The sequence below is a fragment of the Thalassoroseus sp. genome (assembly GCF_984380535.1).
Genome location: NZ_CFHRBF010000004.1, coordinates 149,536 through 169,107 on the forward strand (window position 1 = coordinate 149,536; position 19,572 = coordinate 169,107).

At 55.2% G+C, this 19,572-nt stretch carries 15 protein-coding genes; 11 read left to right on the top strand and 4 right to left on the bottom strand.

Annotation, left to right across the window (positions count from 1 at the left end; all coding sequences use genetic code 11):
- Window positions 1-33 precede the first annotated feature (33 nt).
- The gene (locus AC5DDB_RS06765) at window positions 34-897 is read right to left on the bottom strand and encodes a hypothetical protein (protein ID WP_491738933.1); all 864 of its coding nucleotides are present in this window, start codon (window positions 895-897) and stop codon (window positions 34-36) included.
- A 493-nt stretch (window positions 898-1,390) separates the two neighbouring features.
- On the opposite strand from AC5DDB_RS06765, the gene AC5DDB_RS06770 reads away from it, so the two are divergent.
- On the top strand, window positions 1,391-1,921 hold the full coding sequence (locus AC5DDB_RS06770) for a hypothetical protein (protein ID WP_491738934.1): 531 nt from the start codon (window positions 1,391-1,393) through the stop codon (window positions 1,919-1,921).
- A 475-nt stretch (window positions 1,922-2,396) separates the two neighbouring features.
- On the opposite strand, the gene AC5DDB_RS06775 is transcribed toward AC5DDB_RS06770, so the two are convergent.
- On the bottom strand, window positions 2,397-2,948 hold the full coding sequence (locus tag AC5DDB_RS06775) for an RNA polymerase sigma factor (protein WP_491738935.1): 552 nt from the start codon (window positions 2,946-2,948) through the stop codon (window positions 2,397-2,399).
- A gap of 289 nt (window positions 2,949-3,237) precedes the next feature.
- The gene (locus AC5DDB_RS06780; RefSeq protein WP_491738936.1) at window positions 3,238-3,756 is read right to left on the bottom strand and encodes a hypothetical protein; all 519 of its coding nucleotides are present in this window, start codon (window positions 3,754-3,756) and stop codon (window positions 3,238-3,240) included.
- 259 nt (window positions 3,757-4,015) lie between these two features.
- Between AC5DDB_RS06780 and AC5DDB_RS06785 the strand changes: the two genes are divergently transcribed.
- The 5 genes from AC5DDB_RS06785 to AC5DDB_RS06805 all read left to right on the top strand — a co-directional run bounded on the left by AC5DDB_RS06785 (window position 4,016) and on the right by AC5DDB_RS06805 (window position 12,289).
- Window positions 4,016-4,258 carry a hypothetical protein gene (locus AC5DDB_RS06785; protein WP_491738937.1) on the top strand — a complete coding sequence of 81 codons (243 nt, stop codon included), beginning with the start codon at window positions 4,016-4,018 and terminating at the stop codon, window positions 4,256-4,258.
- A gap of 171 nt (window positions 4,259-4,429) precedes the next feature.
- Window positions 4,430-5,827 carry a Gfo/Idh/MocA family protein gene (locus AC5DDB_RS06790; RefSeq protein ID WP_491738938.1) on the top strand — a complete coding sequence of 466 codons (1,398 nt, stop codon included), beginning with the start codon at window positions 4,430-4,432 and terminating at the stop codon, window positions 5,825-5,827.
- 219 nt (window positions 5,828-6,046) lie between these two features.
- Window positions 6,047-7,609 carry a WD40 repeat domain-containing protein gene (locus tag AC5DDB_RS06795; RefSeq protein WP_491738939.1) on the top strand — a complete coding sequence of 521 codons (1,563 nt, stop codon included), beginning with the start codon at window positions 6,047-6,049 and terminating at the stop codon, window positions 7,607-7,609.
- Window positions 7,610-7,615: 6 nt separating this feature from the next.
- The gene (locus tag AC5DDB_RS06800; RefSeq protein WP_491738940.1) at window positions 7,616-10,057 is read left to right on the top strand and encodes a transglutaminase TgpA family protein; all 2,442 of its coding nucleotides are present in this window, start codon (window positions 7,616-7,618) and stop codon (window positions 10,055-10,057) included.
- A gap of 102 nt (window positions 10,058-10,159) precedes the next feature.
- Window positions 10,160-12,289 (top strand): LamG domain-containing protein, encoded by a 2,130-nt coding sequence (locus AC5DDB_RS06805; RefSeq protein WP_491738941.1) that lies wholly within the window; start codon window positions 10,160-10,162, stop codon window positions 12,287-12,289.
- Here AC5DDB_RS06805 and AC5DDB_RS06810 read toward each other — a convergent pair.
- Window positions 12,264-13,466 carry a class I SAM-dependent methyltransferase gene (locus AC5DDB_RS06810; protein ID WP_491738942.1) on the bottom strand — a complete coding sequence of 401 codons (1,203 nt, stop codon included), beginning with the start codon at window positions 13,464-13,466 and terminating at the stop codon, window positions 12,264-12,266. The two genes, AC5DDB_RS06805 and AC5DDB_RS06810, sit on opposite strands and share 26 nt — an antisense overlap.
- A gap of 170 nt (window positions 13,467-13,636) precedes the next feature.
- On the opposite strand from AC5DDB_RS06810, the gene AC5DDB_RS06815 reads away from it, so the two are divergent.
- From AC5DDB_RS06815 to AC5DDB_RS06835, 5 genes are all read left to right on the top strand, one after another.
- Entirely contained in the window at window positions 13,637-14,671 is a 1,035-nt protein-coding gene (locus AC5DDB_RS06815) for an energy-coupling factor ABC transporter permease (protein ID WP_491738943.1), read from the top strand.
- Window positions 14,668-15,312 (top strand): energy-coupling factor transporter transmembrane component T family protein, encoded by a 645-nt coding sequence (locus AC5DDB_RS06820; RefSeq protein ID WP_491738944.1) that lies wholly within the window; start codon window positions 14,668-14,670, stop codon window positions 15,310-15,312. Before AC5DDB_RS06815 ends, AC5DDB_RS06820 begins: the two co-directional genes overlap by 4 nt.
- Before the next feature lie 96 nt (window positions 15,313-15,408).
- Complete coding sequence (locus AC5DDB_RS06825; RefSeq protein ID WP_491738945.1) at window positions 15,409-16,164, top strand: energy-coupling factor ABC transporter ATP-binding protein; 756 nt, start codon at window positions 15,409-15,411, stop codon at window positions 16,162-16,164.
- A gap of 256 nt (window positions 16,165-16,420) precedes the next feature.
- Window positions 16,421-19,096: a hybrid sensor histidine kinase/response regulator gene (locus AC5DDB_RS06830; protein ID WP_491738946.1), complete on the top strand. Its 2,676-nt coding sequence runs from the start codon at window positions 16,421-16,423 to the stop codon at window positions 19,094-19,096.
- Window positions 19,093-19,569: a chemotaxis protein CheW gene (locus AC5DDB_RS06835; protein WP_491738947.1), complete on the top strand. Its 477-nt coding sequence runs from the start codon at window positions 19,093-19,095 to the stop codon at window positions 19,567-19,569. Before AC5DDB_RS06830 ends, AC5DDB_RS06835 begins: the two co-directional genes overlap by 4 nt.
- The last annotated feature ends 3 nt before the right edge of the window (window positions 19,570-19,572 follow it).

The window sequence follows — 19,572 nt, forward strand, 5'->3', positions numbered from 1 at the left end:
GAGATTCGTCGGCGTGAAAAGTTGAGGCTCGGACTACTCGTTGGTGTCCGCAGCTTCGGAATTCGCGGAAACTTGCTGTTCGAGTTGTTGCAGTTCATCGATCAATTCGGCGATTTTTTCGTCGGCGTCTTTGATCTGTCGACGAATAGCATCGAGTTCCAGCAATTCTTTATTTCGCTCGTCTTCCTCGCTCGCCAACATGGCCACCAAGCCGGGATCGTCGTCTTTGCCTTCGAGTTGATCGATCCGATTTTGCAAGATTGTTCTGGCGTCGGCTTCCTGAGCGGTCTGGGCTTGCAACTGACGGGACTTGTCCTGCAACGATCGAATTGCCGTCGCCCGGTCAGTTCGCAGTCGCGTCAATTCACTGGTGAAACGCGATGGGATTTCCGACCGCAACCGCCATTCGCCACTGGGTTGCACACCGTTCAAGTCACCGGCTTCGACGTTCCACAACGGTTCGAACTGTGCTTGATTGTCGTCGACTTGCACGGCTTGGAAGATGCCAACGTACTTTGACTCCGTGCCGTTGTTTATCGTCATGAATGCATGCACGATTGGCAGTGGCACGTTGGGGTCGTTGCCGGCTCCCGGTGTGCCCAATCCTTGCAGACGACCGACCTGAGCCACCATCTGACCTTGCGGGTTGATGTTCACCTGCACGGGGAACCAAGTGCGTCCCCAGCCGATGGAAAGATCGTGGAGTTGGCTTTGCAGTCCCAGATACTCCTTTTCGCTGGCCTCCAACGTGATCGCATTGGTGGCGACTTGCTCTTGAGCTTTCTCGACTTTTTCGGCCCACGAGTTTCGCACTTCGAATAATTTGGTCGTCAGCACGGTCGCACCGACTGCGCCGATGACGTTGAGCCACAGCAAAACCTTGCCGAGAGTATGCATCGGGTTCCCTGCCGGTTGATTATCGAAAGAATTTGAGGGGGTTTTGATCCGATCTTCGCCCTACGTCCGACCATAGTCGACGCAGTAACAGACCAGGCGCAATCGCATTGGACGGAATTTTGCGTCTGGTACCAAGTGTATGCCACACGTTTTTCGTCGGTCAAGCAGAAACAGTTCGCCTCGCTTGCCTAAGCGGAAAGATCCGGAGGTCGGGGTTAGGATTTAGGGATTAGGGGTCAGGGAAGATGGGACGATTGCGTTTGGTCGTGGCCCAATCGGCACACACTGCAAGCTCTCAGACATGCGAGTGATAGCATTTCCCATCTGTGGTCCACTTGCGTTTTGGTACGTCGTGTCGTCAAGGACGTGCTTTCGAGGTTGTTACAAAGATCGAAATTGACGGTGTTATTGCACACACGTATGCTAACGGTATCTCAAGGTCTAAGCGTCTGTTAGGCCACACAAGAAATCCCTTGATGGAGAATAAATTGTGATGCGACGCTCATTGGCCTTGATCGTAATGTTATTCGCTTTGCCGCTGAGTCCCGTAGATGCGGAAGAGCCGATTTCGGAGACGGCTTCAGAATCCAATCCGGTGTACGTCAAGCTGATTATTCCGATCGACGCTACGGACCGCAAGCAGGATCAACCTGTTGTCGAGTCTTGGATCGCGAAGGAACTCAAGAACCGGGGACAGACCACGTTCTCCGCTGCGACATCGTGGGTGCCATTGGATCTTTCTCCCTTTTCCAGCACGCATGTATGGAATGGGAACCTGGGCGATCAAAGTTGTTGTCCTGTTGGCGCGGACATTCGTGTCCGGGCGAAGGGCCGCATCGACATCTTCCTCATCGGATGGACCCCGGGAGGTGCCGACGTGACGGTTTCACTGACGGATGAACCAGGCAGCCGCGCGATTGCGGCGGTCAAACGGTTCAAGATGGAAAAGGGGATGCCCCATGTTGCGGTCCTCATCGGTCCACCGCCTGAAAAATCCACGCCTTCGAGCGATTCCAGGAAATAGGTTTGCCTCCCGGTTTGGTCAACATCCGGAAATGACTGGTTGGGGATCAGGATTTAGAGATTGGGAAAGTTGAACCAATCTCTCCTACCACGCAGGTTTTCCGGTTCCGTGGGGTGGCCCAGAAAGATTTCTTTCTGGGCTGCGAAGCAGCAAGAGATTGTTTGATGGCGTGGTTCTGTTCACAATCGTAGAATGAGCGAATCTTGTCGGATTGTCGATGACCTGTTGTATTGCCACTTCGTAACGTTTTCGTGGACTGGCGATGGAGTTCCGCCAAATGGTATGAGGAACGGAAATCCGTGGGAGTGCCGATTAGTTGGGTCGACTGACGGGGGACCTCTTGATCACTTCGTGATCCCAGTTTGCAAGCAAACTGGGCCACCCGGGAATCCCTAATTCCTCCCCTCAGAACAAAAACAGCCTCCGAGCGTGACACTCGGAGGCTGTCTGCATTTTGCCAACTTCCTGAAAATTCTTACGCTGATTGCATCTCGGTCAGCATTTCTTTGAGCCGATTTCGAGCGGTGTGCAATCGTCGTTTGATCGTTCCGATTGGGCTGTCGAACTGATCGCTCATCTGCTTCAAAGATTGACCTTCGAAGTAGAACGCCATCAAGGTTCGTCGGTCCAGCTCCCGCATCTTCTCCAAGCTGTTGCGGAGTTCGGACGCCCGTTCGGTCTTCATCAAACCGTCCAACGGGGTTTCAGGTTCGCTGGCGAGTGCGCCGAAGGTTTCGGGAGCACATGCCGTTTCGTTCGGTCGTCGGACGGCTCGGTTGATGCTCATCCGCACGGCGATTCGTCGCAACCAACCGGCGAACCGTTCGGGTTCTCGCAATTGATCGAGCTTTCGCATTGCCTGAATGAACACGTCTTGCGTCACTTCCACCGCTTCGGCGTGGTTTCGCAGTCGACGAAACACGATGGCGTAAACGGTGGGCTCGAATTGCGTGACCAACTCGCCCATGGCTTCCCGGTCACCAAACTGGGCTTGTCGGACCAGCGAGATCATTTGTTCTTCGTCCATTTGTCTGCGTTTCCTCTGGTGAAGGACAGGCGCATCGATTCTTAAAAAACGCCTGGTACCGAAAAATCATGGGCAAAAACGCTGGCTGTGTGTCCGTGCCAAGACACGATTCGTAAGCGATCACGAACGCATCCGCCTGGAAATCGACGAATCAAGTGGCAGTCTCTTCGTGCGTGAAGAAGCCGACCGATTCCGTCGAAACCGACGAGCAACGGAAAATGCCCACTTGACGACTGTCATCAGTCACCAAGTGACAGCCAGAAACGGCTGAGATGTGTTGTGCTGGCAGTTACCCGGCGAGGGCGGCTGGCAGCGGACACATCATCCTTGCATTCCCTGGTTGCATGGTCCCGCGTTGATAACTCGCCGCCGGTTGCTTGATGCAACTTGCCTGCGAGGCGAACGCGAAGGAACCGAGTGACGAACCCCGTTTAGACTGAGTGCCGGTACCTCGCGTGGTACCGTCCCAGCCGGTGGGTTCCGTCTCGCCTGTCGGACAACATCCAACAGACTCGGGATGCAATAGCCGTTTCCCACGTAACTGGCTGCGTAAGCGAATTTGCCAATGGCGCATAATTCGCGGCAGGAGTACGTTAATGACGGCGGCATCTACCTTCGCATGCACACCGGCGAACCGATTAGCAACGAGAAGGGCGACGGAATCGAGATTGAGATTCTTCCGCAACATCACACGACCTCCTGCGGGCGGTCTCACCCCCCGCAGCCGAAGGAAACGAAATGAGGACAATTCCTCATCAGACATCCGCACTTCAGCGGCGAATGCCCAAACGAAAATTCGCCCGTCCACGACGAGCAGTATCCAAAGTTATATACAGATCCCGACGCCGATGAAACGCCGGTCATCCACTTGTACTCTCGCAGAGAGCCGTTCTTTCAATATGGTTCGCTCTTTTTTCGAAGTTTTTGAAAAAAATGTTTTCTAGCTGCATATGCTGACCATACTCGAAAACTGTGCTTGCCCAACTAATAAGAGGTCATTGATGGAATCAATGTGGGATTTCACAACCGACACACAGTCGAAGAAATTTGTTGAGGAAATCATAGATTTGATTTGTTCTCGTTTTGAGGCCACGCCAGACCAGGCAATCGCCTCGATCAACAAAACTTGGCGTCACATGGATTTTCGAGGCGAAGGACACATCTACTATCACGAGTCACCCGGCTACTGGGCCAACACGCATTGGCTAGGCAAGGATTCTCAATGGTGGCTACCCAAGCACGAACGAGATGAATTCCAGGAAGAGTCCGTAGAGCCCAAAAATCGTTTGGGCGACACAGATCGTCGTTAAAACTGCACTATTGCCAAGTCCGAGCGAGAAGCTCACCTTTCGTTTTCCAACTCTGTACTCTCTACCCTCAACTCTCCACACGATTTACAACGGGTCTCTCTGCCGTTTACACTGAACGGATCAAAGCCAATCCCACACCATTCTTCCAAATCCATTCGTGAGGAGAATCTCTTGGCATCTCAAAATTTGCAGCGTCGTGACTTCCTGAAAACCTCCGCGGTTGCCGCTGGTGCCGCGAGTGTGCCGTTTTGGTTCCCGGTCCAACCAGCCAACGCATGGAATCAGAACAGCCCGAATGAACGCCCCGTGCTGGGTTGCATCGGAACCGGAAGTCGCTGGGGAGCCGTCGGTCCGAACGCGATGGAGTTCGCCGACTGCGTGGCCGTTGCCGACGTCGATTCCGCTCATGCCGAAAGCGGAGCGAAACGGGTCAAGGACATTCAGGGTAAAAAGGGCCGTAACACAGACGTTGAAATCCATGAGGATTACCAAAGGATCCTCGACAACGACAAAATCGATGTCGTCACCATCGTCACCCCAGACCATTGGCATTCGAAAATCGCCATCGAAGCGATGAAGGCCGGTAAAGACGTCTATTGTGAGAAACCGCTGACGCTGACGATTGATGAAGGCAAAAAGATTCGTCGTGTTCTTGAAGAAACGAATCGTGTCTTTCAGGTCGGGACCCAACAACGCAGCGAAATGGGTCTGCGATTCCTGCAAGCCGTCGCGATGTTGCGGGACAAACGCATTGGTGACATTAAAAAAGTGACGTGTGCAATCGGCGGCGTCGGCGATAGCGGACCGATTCCGAAAGCCGATCCGCCGTCCACGCTGAATTGGGAGAAATGGCTCGGTCAAGCTCCGTTGGTCGACTTCCGCTACAAAAAAGGCGGACGCTGGGGTAAGTCGCGGTGTCACTATGAGTTCCGTTGGTGGTACGAATACTCCGGCGGCAAAATGACCGACTGGGGTGCCCATCACGTCGACATCGCGATGTGGGGACTCGGTATGGACGATTCCGGCCCGACCGAAGTCGAACCGGTTTCCGCCCACCATGCGGTCGATCTCAAAGACGGTATGCCGGTTCAAGATGACCGTTACAACGTCGCGTTGAAATTCCATGTGATCGAGCGATTCGCCGACGGTGTCGAGATGCACATTCGCGACCGTGCCGACGATCTCGGTTTCGACAACGGCATCATGTTCGAAGGCACCGACGGCCGATTCTTGGTCAATCGAGGCAAAATCGTTGGCGCACCGGTGGACGATCTGAAGAAGAATCCGCTGCCGGAGGGCTTGATGAGAGAGGTCTACAAAGGCCGCGAGCCTGGTGGCAACAATGCCCATATGAAGAACTTCTTCGATTGTACCCGCGACCGCGAGCAACCCGTCAGCGACGTGCATTCCCATCACCGAGCGATGACGGCCTGTCACTTGGCGAATATCGCCGTGCGACTCGGCCGTTCGATCAAATGGGATCCCGAAGCTGAAATGATCGTCGGTGATGAACAAGCCCAAAGCATGCAAGCTCGTGAGCAACGCAAGGGCTATGAGATTGAAGTGTGATGTCGTCGACAAGTTGAATCGGTCAGATTGATCGATTCGACGTATTTGCGGTCGGACCGAGAAAGCTGCCCTTGCGCTCGCGGGCGGCTTTTTCGGGCCTGGCCAACACATCGGAATGGTGGTCAAGCACCGTTGAAAACGCCCGCAACTCACCGCCGAAGAGTTCCTTCCACCCGGAAGTTGAAGCCGCGGAGTTTGCTGGTCATCGTTGTCACCTCGATGTTATGCACCTTACCGACTTCCGTACGAGCCGAACGCGACCCCAATCTTCCGGAAGGGTGCATCGCACGGTTTCAACTGGAAGGTTACACGTTTACGTCTCTGACGATTGATAAAATCGGAAACTCGGTTTCGGCCTTCTGTGGAACCGCGACCGGCGAAGTCATTGAGTTTGATTGCGCGAACGGTCGACATCTTAGCACGTTCAACCGATCGGAATCTGTTGAGCCGGCCGGTATCCAGTCGATCGCTGTAACGCCGACACAAATTTTGGCGACATCACCAACGACCGTGATGCGATGGTCACGCGATTCCGAAATTCCTGAAACGATCGCATCGATCGAGTCGCCGAACACGCTTGATCCATCGGGGGTGTTCGTAGCATCGCCGCGGGACTCGTCACCAATTTGGATCAGCTCACTCCCGCAGCCACAACATTCGTGGCGGGTCGATCACCAAGTTCAATCCGACCTATTAAGATTTAGTCCCGATTCGCGTTGGTTATTGAGTACGCGATTCGGACGACTCTATTGCTGGCGGGTTTCGACCGGTGAACTCGTATGGAAACGCCGTCTAGCCAGCCGCGCAACAGGCCTCGAATTTTCCCCGTCGCATCGTGAACTGATCGTGGCTACCGAGTACGGAATCGGCTACCGCTTAAATATCATTGATGGTGAGACGATCTCGGAATTAGGGAAAGAGCGGCAGTTTCATAGTTCGCCGGCATTAGCCTGGTCCCTAGATGAGAGTTTGTTGATCGTCACCGAACCTGACAACACATTGGCGATTGTCGAAGAGTTTAGCCACCTTGTCGCATTGCGATTAAAAGGGCACCGCGACAAGGTGACAGGCATCCGCTTCCTTCCCGACTCCCAGAAGTTCGTCAGTGTTGACGCTAGCGGTGTTGGACTGGTGTGGGACCTGTTTGATTCGTCCTTGGCTTCACACACTCCTCCGCAGTCGTCGGATTCAGACGTTGACGACCAACTCGTCATGTTGTGGCAACACCTCAGCGAGATTGATAGTCCTCGAAACGTCTGGACGGCCGTCGTCACCCTCCGAAACCAACCGGAAGTGGCGTATGCGATGATTCGGAATCCGCCGGATGGACGATCGACGCTCACGCGATTGATCTCAGAACTCGATCACCGGGAGTATCTCGTCCGGGCAGCGGCAACTCGGTCGCTCCGAAAATTTGGTGTCCTCGCGGAACCCGCGCTACGACAGGCGAAACAACAAAAACAGTCCGTCGAGATGCAGAGGCGTTTGAATCGACTGCTGATCTTACTCGGCAATTCGCGTTCGCAAGATGCGATTCGAAAGAAACAGGCGGACGATCTGCGTCTCATGCGGTGCGTCCATTTGCTAACATGGATCCACACGGAACGCTCGGCCGAGGAATTGGCCCACCTTTGGGAACAAGCCGACAACCGCCGCGTTCGAGACGAAATTGCCAAGGTGCTGGAGAGAACGATGCGGAACCTTGTGTTCCACCGGTCTCGATTGACAACATGGAAGCAGATGTTGATTCGGCATCATCGAGTTTTGAGAGTCATTTTTTAGAAAGTCATGCGTTCGATGCTCAAATCCGGAATGGCGGGTTGGTCCCATCAACGGCTACGCGGCGTTCTTGAATACAGTATCTACGGACACGTCGTTTTTTCCGCGATCATGTTGTTGGTCGCGGAGGGCACGAAAACGTCATTGCCCCCGCAAACGCTGACCGTCCCGATTGCACTCGCCGCGTACTTCTTCGTGGAGCGTTGGCAACGTTTTGATCTACCGACTTGGATCGGGAACACCGGCGGTACAATTGCAGTGCTCGTTTCCGCCTGGTCGCTGATCACCGGTGACAACGAAATTCGTCTGCTGTCGTTGGCGCATTTTCTGGTGTACCTCACTTGGATCGTACTCCTGCAGAAGAAAACGCAGCGACACTTTTGGTCGTTGTGTGCTCTCAGTGTCGGGCAAGCGGCCGTCGGAGCCGTGCTCACGGAAGCCCCGGTTTACGGCGTGATGCTCGTGGGTTTCATGTTTGCCTCCGTCTGGACGCTCACGGTTTTCACCCTGTACACCAGTCACGAAGAGTTCGACAACGCCGACAGAATCTCGGCCACTCCCGTCGCGAAACTCGAACCTCTTGGAACGTCTCCCATTGATGGGCTTTTGCACGTGTTGCACCGACCGAGTACCGTCATCGGTTCGGTACAACGCGATCCATCCCGGAACTGGATCACCACTCGCTTTACACTCAGTAACCTGGGCATGGGTGCTGCGTCCTTGATGATGGCGTTCGTGTTGTTCCTGATCGTGCCCCGGAATCAGGAAATCTGGGGATCGGGTCAGAAGAGGAATTCTAACAACGAAATGCAAACCGGCTTTGCTCGGGAGATTCAGCTCGGTGATCTCGGGCAGATTCTGGAAAGCAACAAGCGGGTGATGGAAGTTCGGCTCTTCGAAAACGGCAGCGATCGCGAACTCGACATCGAACGTTATGCTCAAACGATCGGTTACGACGAACCGTATTTTCGCGGCTCGGTCATGGATGAGTACGAACGTGGGAAATGGAAAAACCGCACTCGAGGGAATTCGTTTACACCAAGCGTGCTGAGAAACCCCTTGTTGCCCGACCCCGGTTCGGTTCGTCAAGAAATCTTACTCGAACCGGTCGACAAAGAAGTTCTTTTTGGCATCCCTCCGATTGTGGGTGGGAAGCTCGATACGACGGACGACTCCATCCTGCGAGATGACCGAACCATGATGATTCGGCTGCCCGAATCGATGCGGAATCCCAAAGCTCAAATTCAATACTCGCTGTTGGCCCCCGCACCGGTTCCTTCGGCAGAACCTCGGCTGCATGGAAACGAGTTTTCGGAGCGTCGACACGAACAAGCCTCGCGACTCAACCGCTGGTATCTACAGGTTCCCAGCGAATTGGGACGACTTACTCAATTGGCCTACGAAACGAGCGAATTCAATCCGAAACTGGAAGACACTCCGCAAGGCGAGGGCAATGCGAAAGCGGCTCAGAATCCCACGCCACGCGAGCGAGCCGACCGATTGCAACATTATCTTCGTGATTCCGGGGAATTTGGATATACGCTCAATGCTCGCGTCAACGATCCGCGTGATGACCCGATCGAAGACTTTCTGTTCGCGCGGAAAGTCGGACACTGTGAGTATTTTGGTTCGGCTTTGACTTTGATGTTGCGAGCCGTCCGGATCCCGGCACGACTGGTCAGTGGTTTCAAAGGCGTGGAGGTGGACGAGTACTCCGGGCATGCCTTGGTGCAAGAACGCCATGCTCATGTCTGGGTCGAAGCCTTCATCGAGGGAGAATGGAAACTCTACGACCCCACGCCATCCAACTTGCGATCGGCCAGCGTGGCGGAAATCGGCGGAGAATCCTCTGGCTGGTCTCGGTTGGAATCTGGACTTCGAAACTTTTGGTCACGGTACATCGTGAATCTGAACGAGATTCAACAGCGGAACCTACTGTCACCCGTGAAGGACTCGGCCTTGTGGTTGGGTATGCAGATCCGTAGTTTGTGGATGAATGTCGGCGAGCACCTCAGTCGAATTCGCGACATCGTCATGACTCCACGACGTTGGTTTAGTTGGGAAGGCGGGGCGATCTCGTTTTTCTTGTTGCTCGGGTTGGTCGGAGTCGCGGCGGTGTTCCGTCGGCTCATCCGTTTGCTTTTGAAGCAACTCCGTGATCGGCAACTCGCGTCTCGTCACGCAGAACGTCAGATCGCGTTCTATGAACGGTTTCGTCGACTCTGTGCAAAGGCCGGTTTCAAACGACTTCCCAGCCAAACACAACGCGAATTCGCACGGTTCGTGCAAGGGCAAGTCCAGATGGCCGGGCAAACTTTCGATTCGATTTCCGAAGCGTTTTACCGAGTTCGATTCGGGCATCAGCAGTTGGATGTCGACGAACTTAACGAACTCGAACGCTTTCTCGATCAATGGGAGACCCAGATCGCAGCTGGCAAACCGGCATCTTGAGAGAATTGATCCGCTCCTGAACTACACTTTCTCGTCCACCTTCGACAGAATGGCAACGCATCGGCGTTCGCTGTTTTCAACTGTGAGGCAAAGGATCGGTTCATGAAGTGGATTTTGTCGTTCAATCTTTTCGTGCTGTCTGCCGTTTGGAGCGTCGACGCTGCACACGCCGAGTTCCAAGCGGGAGCCGCCGTCGTCAATGTCGTGCCCGAACAATTCCCGGTTCTGGTCAACGGTGGCATGACCAGCCGTTCCACCGACAAAACGGAAAAAGCCGTCAACGCTCGGGCTGTGGTCCTCAAAAACGATGACACGCAGTTGGCGATCGTCGTTGTCGACAGCTGCATGATGCCCCAATCGCTTCTCGACGATGCGAAGGCACTTGCGACCGTGAAAACCGGAATCGCGGCCGATCACATTTTGATTTCCGCAACCCACACCCATACGGCACCGTCGAGCATGGGAGCCTTAGGCACCGATGCCGACTCCAACTACGTACCGTTCCTACGACAAAAACTGGTCGAAGCCATCGCTGCGGCTCAGGCGAATTTGGAACCGGCACAGGTCGGATGGGGAAGTTGCGATGCCAACGAATTCACGGCCTTGCGACGATGGATTCGTCGATCCGACCGGATCGAACTCGACCCCTTCGGGAACCCCACCGTGCAAGCGAATATGCACGCCGGTCGCACCCCCGAAGTTGTGACGGGTGAATCGGGTCCGGAAGACCCGGAACTTTCGCTTGTTTCGTTTCAATCCCAGGCAGGTCGCCCGATCGCGGTGCTGGGAAACTTTTCGATGCATTACTTCAGCGGCGTCCCCGCGTTGCATCCCGATTATTTCGGACTGTTCTGCGACGGTTTGAAGGAGCGAATCGCCGGGGCGGAACTTGGCAATCACCCGCCATTTGTCGGCCTGATGTCTCATGGTTGCAGCGGCGATATTTGGCGACGAGATTACCGTTCGCCTTCGCCATTCGAGCAGGTGGCGATCGAGGAATACACATCCGCATTGCTAGACCGAGCCATCGCGGCTTACGAAGACATTGAGTACCACACGCCCGACGAACTCGCGATGGCGGAACAACGCATCCCGTTGAAGTATCGGGTGCCGAATACTCAACTCTTGGAGTGGTCGCAGAAAATCGTCGACGAAATGGGCGATCGACTTCCGAAAACGCGGGACGAAATCTATGCGAGGGAGCAACTGTTCCTTCATGAGATGCAGCAGACAAAAGTCGTGGTGCAGGCACTTCGCATCGGCAAAATCGCGATTGTGACAACACCGACCGAAACCTATGCACTCACCGGATTGAAGTTCAAGTTGCAGTCGCCATTCGAGTCGACGATGGTTATCGAACTGGCGAACGGGGGCGACGGTTACATCCCGCCGCCGGAACAACATCTCCTCGGCGGTTACAATACCTGGGCCGCTCGGTCGGCGGGTTTGGAAGTCACCGCGGAGCCGAAAATCGTCGCAGCTGGTCTACATTTGCTCGAAACCGTCACCGGCCAACCCCGAAAACCATACCGACCAACGAACGGTCCTGCGAGCAATGCCATCTTAGAGTTGAAACCGTTAGCGTATTGGCATTTGGCCGACATGGCGGGACCGGTTGCGGTCGATGCAACATCCCATCATCGAGACGCCATCTACGAACCCGGTGTTGTGTATTTCCTCGAAGGTCCGACTGAACCCGCTTTTACGCCAGCTGACGATATCAATCGAGCGGCTCACTTCGCAGGCGGTCGATTGCGAACACGCTTGCCAGATCTCAAGTCCGACTGGTCCGCTTCCATGTGGATTTGGAATGGCATGCCCACGGATGCGCGTCAAACGACCGGTTGGATTCTCTCTCGAGGACACGAGTTCCTCGCCGACTCGCCAGGCCTACACCTCGGTCTGGGAGGTCTCGACAATCATGCCGGGCGGCTGATTCTCCAAACCGGCGATGCAAAAACCGCAGCAGGAAAAACGGAGATCGAACGCTGGACTTGGAATCATATTGTCATCGTTTGCCAGGACGGTCAGACCAGTGTCTACCTGAACAACGCAGCGAAACCCGAGATCACGACCGACTCGCCGATCGAATTCAACGCCGGATTCGAAACCGTCTTTTTCGGGGGACACGCATCGAACGAAAGCAATTGGGAAGGTCGACTCGATGAAATCGCAGTGTTTGATCGAGCACTGTCTGACGCGGAGATCAAATCGCTGAGGTCGGCGAAGTAATTTCCTCTTGATCCACTCGCTGGGCGACGACAACTTTCGTCCGCCCGGCGATTTTCGCGTAGATCAAACTCGCTGGTGGTCCATCCCCTAACGGAAGCTTGCGTCGAACGACGTCCGCCTGCACGGGGACGTGTCGGCACTTGATTTCGACCTGTCCGCAATTCATCTCCCGCACGAACTTCCGAATTGCCCGGTCGTTATTCGGGAGTTCCGCCAGCACTTGATACGCCCGTACGAACGGTGAAGCCACCAACCGATCGGCCGTCAAGTACTCGTCAGCATCGTCGAGACGCGAGATCTGGAGTTGTTCCGCCAGCAGCGAAACCAAACCCGCGCGAACCACCGCGGGGTCGGGGTCGTAGAGATATTCGCTAAGGTCGTCTAACTCGGCCCATGCATCGAGCGGATCGCCGAAGATGGTTTCACCCGAGGGCAGGGCAGTTGCACGCCAGAGTCCCGGTTCCGCGAGTTCGCCGAACCACACAGTTGCCTCTTTGCACTCGCCGTGCAAGCTGACGAGTTCGATCTCCGTTGTCGGAAATTTCCCGACGAAGTTCGAAGCCGGACTGAGTTTCGCAGCACCGCCACGTCCGCGTTCAAACAAATCGATCAACGCTTCGAGATTGGGCTGGCCATCTTCAATCCGCAATGAGCGTTTGCGACCGACCCGCCGATCGGGATCGACGTGAATCCACGCGTTCGACGAAATTGCCTCGTTCCAGACCTCCGACACATCCGCGATGCGTGTAGTCACTCGATCGGCGACTTCGTAGACCTCGCCGTTCCATTCCGTTCGCAGACACGCCGCCGGATTCAAATCGACTGCAGTCACGTCACACCGCTGGGCCAACGTGATCGCGTCGCCACCGATTCCGCAGCACAGATCCCAAACTGCCCCATCGAAGCGTTTTGCTTTGTGACAGGCCACATCTTCAGGGGTGGCCTGTTCCAATCCCACACGGTCGAACCACATCTCGTCGGCCCGTGTGAACTTGCGATGAGCCCGTTCACGGAGTTCGTGCAAACTCAACGCGGCTCGGACGATTTCGTCATCGTAATCACGGCGAAGTTGCTTCTGTCGTTGCAATTCGTTGCCAGTGACGGTGGCCAAAGCCGAAAAGATCGCGGGTGTGTTTCGCAGGCGATTCATCACCTCGACATTGAAATCGTCCGACATTCCGAATTGTTCCCGCTCGGATCAACGACTGAAATTTTCTAAATTCGATACTCGGATTCCACAGTAGTTGGTTCGGCTCGAATTGCAAAGCCGATCGGCAGTCCATAGAGTGCTCTAGTGGTGCAATTCGTAGGTGCCGCGTGATTCGATTCGACGTTGTGAGGACGTGAATGCACATTCCTGACGGTTTTTTGGCTCCCGAAGTTTGCTTGGCCACCGGGGCGGTTTCCGCTGCCGCGGTCGGTTGGAGTGTCGTTCGACTGCGGGATCAGATCGCGGAACGAACGGTCGCATTAACCGGAATGACAGCGGCCTTCATTTTTGCTGGTCAGATGGTCAATTTTCGGGTGCCGATTGCTTTTCTGGGAGTACCAGCCGTCTCCGGGCATCTGATGGGAGGCGTATTGGCGGCGGTCCTTCTAGGACCGTGGGCGGGTTGTGTCGCAGTGACGATCGTCCTCGCGATGCAAGCACTTTTATTCAGCGATGGTGGGCTCTTAGCCCTTGGGGCGAACGTCCTAAATATGGCGGTCGTGGGCACTTGGGGCGGTTACGGCGTGTTCACAATCACACGACGCTTCCTCGCCGATCGTTCGGTGGGTACGGTGGTCGGTGCGGTGGTGGCGTCGTGGCTCACTGTCATGGCTGCGGCAATGCTTTTCTGTGTGGAACTTGGTTTCTCAGTGGATCGATCCGAGTTTGATCTCGGTCGCGTGTTCTCGATGATGGTCTCGGTCCATTCCCTAATTGGAATCGGCGAAGCATTGATTACCGGTGGAATTGTCAGCTTCGTATTGACTCAACGTCCGGATCTGCTTGAACGCGATGAACCCGCGTTTCGCCCACGCTCGAACCTAGCCCCGACAGTGATGGCTGGCTTGATTGTCGCGTTGACAGTCGCCGCGTTTTTGGCGCCATTCGCTTCGGCAGCGCCGGACGGATTGGAAGCCGTCGCGGAATCGCGTGGATTCATCGATCGAGCTGAAGATGGTGCTGCACTTGTCCTGAGTGACTACGCCGTACCGTCACCACTGGCTGGTTGGAACCGCTCGCCGTGGTGGCAACGATTGTCAGTCTCATTGGCCGGAATGTTCGGCACGATCACCGTGGCAATTGCAGCGTTTCTGTTTGCGAAGTCGATCCGCTCGCGGATGCAGCTCGAACTCGATTCGTCGGCAACACCCCCAGAAAGCGGTTCAGTGTGAGCGATCCGGAATCCCCACAACCCCGCACATTTGCAGGTTGGCGCATCGGTTTCTGCTTGGCCATGATCGTTGTAGCGTTGGTGGTGCCGATCCGGTTCTGGCCGTTGCACGGGGTATTACTGGCGACTCTCTGGGCCGCCCATGCCTTGGCCGAGACGCCGTTGTCTTACCTCGCTCGTCGACTCGTCGTGTTTCTCCCGTTTCTCGCATTGCTGGCGATTTCGTTACCGTTGTCGCAGGGGTTCCGGACGGGTGGCGAGCTGGCTGCTGCGATTGCATTTCGCGGTTTGATCTCGTTTCTCGCAGCCTTGTGGCTCACGCGTGTCGTATCGTTCGATGAGTTGATTCTCACACTGCGGAAGATTCACGTCCCCGAACTTTTGCTCAGTGTGATGTTGCTTTCGTACCGCTACCTGTTCGTTCTGTGGGAAGAATTAGAGCGAATGCAAACCGCACGAGCCGCCCGCACGGTCCAACCACGACCGCTGTTTGCCAGGTGGCGACTCGCGGTGCAATTGATCGGTATGTTGTTGGTGCGAGCACTCACTCGGGCGGAACGTGTGCATGACTCGATGTGTGCTCGCGGTTGGGACGGACGACATCGCACCCTCGACCAAGACCGTTCCCAACGCTCTGCCTGAGCGGTAGGATGGAATTCGATCCTCGCCGTCTCTTGAACCTGCCTCATCAACGAACGTTGCCTCCGTATGATCGAAAGTTCCTCTGACCCAGTTCCGATGTCGGAACCCGCTGTGCGAGTGAACGAGCTTTCATTCCAATACGCTGGCGGACCACCCACCCTGCGGAAGATCAGTTTTGAACTTCAACCCGGTGAACGCGTCGGGCTGGTCGGTCCGAGCGGTGCAGGCAAATCGACATTGTTGATGCACCTCAACGGATTGCTGCCGCGGACCCACTCCGCGAAAAACGGATGTGCCGCCGTTTCGATCCACGGGCAAATCATCTCGCGTGAGACCTTGCCGGCGGTCCGTCAGCAGGTGGGCTTCTTGTTTCAGGACCCGGACGACCAACTGTTCTGCCCGACGGTGCGGGAAGATGTTGCATTTGGTCCGCTGAATTTGGGTTTATCATCGGACATGGTGCACGATCGCGTCCGAGTCAGTCTTGAACAAGTCGGGCTCGCAGGTTTCGAACATCGCAGTACGATGCGGCTTAGCGATGGCGAACGAAAACGGGTGGGGTTGGCCGGCGTGTTGGCGTGTCATCCGTCCGTTTTGGTGCTCGACGAACCGACAAGTAACCTCGATCCACGTGCACGACGATCGTTACTCGCCCATCTGGCTGCGTTTCCCGGTACGCAGCTGATCGCGACGCACGATTTGGATTTCGTCGTTCTGCATTGTTCTCGCGTGCTGGTGTTGGACGGTGGCGAAATTCACGCCGACGGACCAACCGGGCGGATTCTTCGCGATGCCGCCCTGATGGAACAGCACGGGTTGGAAGTCCCTCTGCGATTGGCCGCTCAGCAGTAGCCTCTGCGCTGAAACTGCAGGCCCCTCCCAACGTTTTCCGAAAAGCAAATCGATTTCCGCGCGGTTGAGAAAATCGTTGTGGAATTCGAGGTTTTCGCATGTCTTCGGTGGTCCTGCCGGCGATATCCGTTCAAAGCCCGCAAACCCTCCAGACCACCAAGAAAACCTAGTCAAGCTGGACACCGTTTCAACCGAAAATAGAGAAAGGCGACGCGATCGCGGGCTCTTCTAGGTACGCCAAAAGGATCTCTCCAGCATGACAGACGACATCGTAAAAGAGTTTCTTGCAGAGAGCTGGGAGAACCTGGGACAACTCGATTCCGAAATCGTTCAGCTGGAAAAACGGCCAACCGATACCAATCTGATCGCAAGCATTTTTCGAACGATCCACACCATCAAAGGCACTTGTGGATTTCTCGGATTGCCGAAGCTCGAAGGCGTGGCCCATTCGGCGGAAAACGTTCTCGGGCAAATGCGAAGCCGAGCGTTACCCGTGACGCCCGATGCGATCTCACTCGTGCTCGAAGCCATCGATCGGATTAAAGAGCTATTGGAAGCACTTGAACGATCTGGTGCCGAAGACGATGGCGACGACAAAAAACTAATCCACAAATTGGATTTGTTGGCCTCGATCCCCCAGACCTTCTCGCAGGCGACAAGTCAGCAGCCTAGTGTGGACATTGCTTCGGAGTTGGTTTCTGCCGATCCTCCTGTCGTCGAAGAACCGGTAGCCCAACCGGTCGAGCCAGTCCCAGCCCCAGAACCTGCGAACGTCGAAACTCCGCCGCCAGCACCGGTTGCCGAACCGGAGCCAGAAGCCAAAGCCCCCCCCCCTGCAAAGAAACCGGCTCCCAAAACGGAACCGCAAGCGAACGGATGGGAAGAGCACGCGAGAACTTCAGATCTATCGATCCGAATCGACGTGCAGGTGTTGGATCACCTGATGAACTTGGTCGGCGAGTTGGTTCTTACTCGAAATCAGTTGTTGCAACTCACTCGAGGCGATGAAGAATCCCGTTATGCGGCTCCGGTTGCACAACTCAATCGCGTGACCACGCATCTACAAGAAGGGGTCATGAAAACGCGGATGCAACCGATCGGCAATGCCTGGAATAAACTTCCCAGACTTGTCCGTGACTTGGCCCGCGTCACCGACAAACAAATTGAACTGGAACTCTACGGAGCAGAAACAGAGTTAGACCGGACGGTTCTCGATGCGATCAAAGATCCGCTAACGCACATGGTGCGGAATTCTGCCGATCACGGAATCGAATCGCCCCAAGACCGCGAGGCGGCCGGGAAACCAGAAACCGGGCAAATCAACCTCAAGGCATACCATGAAGGCGGACATGTCATCATCCGCATCGACGATGACGGTCGGGGAATCGCCGTCGACAAGGTTCGTGAAAAGGCGGTGCGGCAAGGATTGATCAGCGAGTCCGACGCCGAACTCCGCAGCGAAGCGGACTTGATGCAATTCATTTTCCATCCCGGTTTCTCGACCGCCGAAAAGATCAGTTCGGTGTCCGGGCGGGGTGTGGGGATGGACGTCGTCAAAACCCAGATCGAAAAAATCGGCGGAACGATCGAACTCACTTCCCGTGCTGGTCAAGGCACGACAATCAAAATCAAAATCCCTCTGACACTTGCGATTATCTCAGCGTTAATCGTCGAAGCCGGTGGTGAAAGTTTCGCGATTCCACAACTCGGCGTTGTGGAACTCGTACGGCTATCTTCTGCAGATCTTCGCAAGATCGAACGAATTCGCAACCACGAGTTCTACCGTCTCCGCGACCGGTTACTGCCCTTGATTCCATTGAACGAAATTGTTGGCTTAGAAGATGGTCGCGAAGCGCCCGATGAAGCCAACATCGTGGTGGTACAAGTCGGCGAAGATCAATTCGGTATCTTGGTGACCCAGGTCTTTGATACCGAGGAGATCGTCGTCAAGCCGGTGGGATCGCTGTTAAAGCACATCGATATTTATCAAGGCACAACGATCCTGGGCGATGGGCGTGTGATCATGATTCTCGATATCGCGGGAATCGCGAACCAGAATGGTGGTCTGCCGAGTAACGACGGTCTCAATCACGAAGTTGCCGACGGACACGGCCCCGAACCGACGAACGTTCTGCTATTCGATGCCGGCGACAATCGCACAATGGGTGTACCACTTTCGCTCGTCGCTCGCTTGGAAGAAATCCCGCACGAGAAAATCGAAACGGCCGGACGCCGAAAAGTGGTGCAGTATCGCGACCAATTGCTTCCGTTGCTCACAATCGACGGCGTTCCTAGTGCAAACAACAGCACCAACATTCAGCCGGTGATTGTGTTTAGCGAAGGCAATAACTCGATGGGGCTGATGGTGCAGGGCATTCGAGACATCATCGAAGAACGCCTGACAATGCACATGAACTCCACGCAACCCGGCGTACTTGGAACTGCCATTCTCGGTGGGCAAGCTGTGGACGTGATCGACACGCACTACTACATCAGCCAGGCCAACCCGGAATGGTATGCCGACGTGAAACGAAAAACGTCGCATCGAGTGTTGGTCATTGACGATTCCATCTTCTTCCGCCAGTTGATTTCCACGACGTTGGTCTCTCATGGCTATGAAGTCGTCGCCTGTGGAGCGGCGGACGAAGCCATCAGCCGATTGGACCAGGGTGCACGTTTCCATGTGGTTGTCAGTGATCTCGAAATGCCGAACATGGACGGCTTCCAATTCGCAAAAGCCTGTCGCGTTCGCCCGGAACTCAAATTGACCAAGCTCATTGCGATGACCGCGCTCCAAGATGCCGACTTGGACCAACGTGCGAATGACGCCGGCTACGACGCCATCCTCAAAAAGTTTGATCCGCCCGTTCTCGTCTCGACGATTCGCCGACTCTGCGAAGCTCACAATCGCCAGGAAAGGATCTCCGCATGACAACCGCCGCTCCATCCGCACCAGCTTCGAATGCCACGGCTCAAGTTGCTCAGCAATATGTCACCTTTCGCGTTGCCAACGATCTGTACGGCGTCCCCGTAAACGTCGTGCAGGAAGTGCTCAATCCGCAGCGAATCGCGAAGACCCCCAAGGCCCCGGCCGATATCGCGGGCCTGCTGAATCTTCGCGGGCAGATTGTCACCGCTGTCGACTTACGAACATTTTTCGACTTACCGCCGCTCGACGGTGAAAAAGAACCCATGAATGTCGTGGTCCGTTACCGCGACGAATGGTTCAGCCTTTTAGTTGACGAAGTTGGCGAAGTCGTCGATGTGGGCAAAACCCGAATGGACCCGGTTCCTCATTCACTCGCTGCCACACGTCGCGGTGTTCTGCAAGGCGTGCTGCGATTGGAAAATGCATTGCTCGTCGTGCTGGATATTTCTTCCATTCTCGATCGGCGAAAGGGCTAGAAT

Excerpts from the sequence above, each read along its gene's own strand:
- AC5DDB_RS06795 (WP_491738939.1), top strand. The coding sequence starts at position 6,047 with ATGTTATGCACCTTACCGACTTCCGTACGAGCCGAACGCGACCCCAAT.
- AC5DDB_RS06825 (WP_491738945.1), top strand. The coding sequence starts at position 15,409 with ATGTCGGAACCCGCTGTGCGAGTGAACGAGCTTTCATTCCAATACGCT.
- AC5DDB_RS06805 (WP_491738941.1), top strand. The coding sequence starts at position 10,160 with ATGAAGTGGATTTTGTCGTTCAATCTTTTCGTGCTGTCTGCCGTTTGG.
- AC5DDB_RS06830 (WP_491738946.1), top strand. The coding sequence starts at position 16,421 with ATGACAGACGACATCGTAAAAGAGTTTCTTGCAGAGAGCTGGGAGAAC.
- AC5DDB_RS06800 (WP_491738940.1), top strand. The coding sequence starts at position 7,616 with ATGCGTTCGATGCTCAAATCCGGAATGGCGGGTTGGTCCCATCAACGG.
- AC5DDB_RS06835 (WP_491738947.1), top strand. The coding sequence starts at position 19,093 with ATGACAACCGCCGCTCCATCCGCACCAGCTTCGAATGCCACGGCTCAA.
- AC5DDB_RS06770 (WP_491738934.1), top strand. The coding sequence starts at position 1,391 with ATGCGACGCTCATTGGCCTTGATCGTAATGTTATTCGCTTTGCCGCTG.
- AC5DDB_RS06775 (WP_491738935.1), bottom strand. The coding sequence starts at position 2,948 with ATGGACGAAGAACAAATGATCTCGCTGGTCCGACAAGCCCAGTTTGGT.
- AC5DDB_RS06810 (WP_491738942.1), bottom strand. The coding sequence starts at position 13,466 with ATGTCGGACGATTTCAATGTCGAGGTGATGAATCGCCTGCGAAACACA.
- AC5DDB_RS06765 (WP_491738933.1), bottom strand. The coding sequence starts at position 897 with ATGCATACTCTCGGCAAGGTTTTGCTGTGGCTCAACGTCATCGGCGCA.
- AC5DDB_RS06815 (WP_491738943.1), top strand. The coding sequence starts at position 13,637 with ATGCACATTCCTGACGGTTTTTTGGCTCCCGAAGTTTGCTTGGCCACC.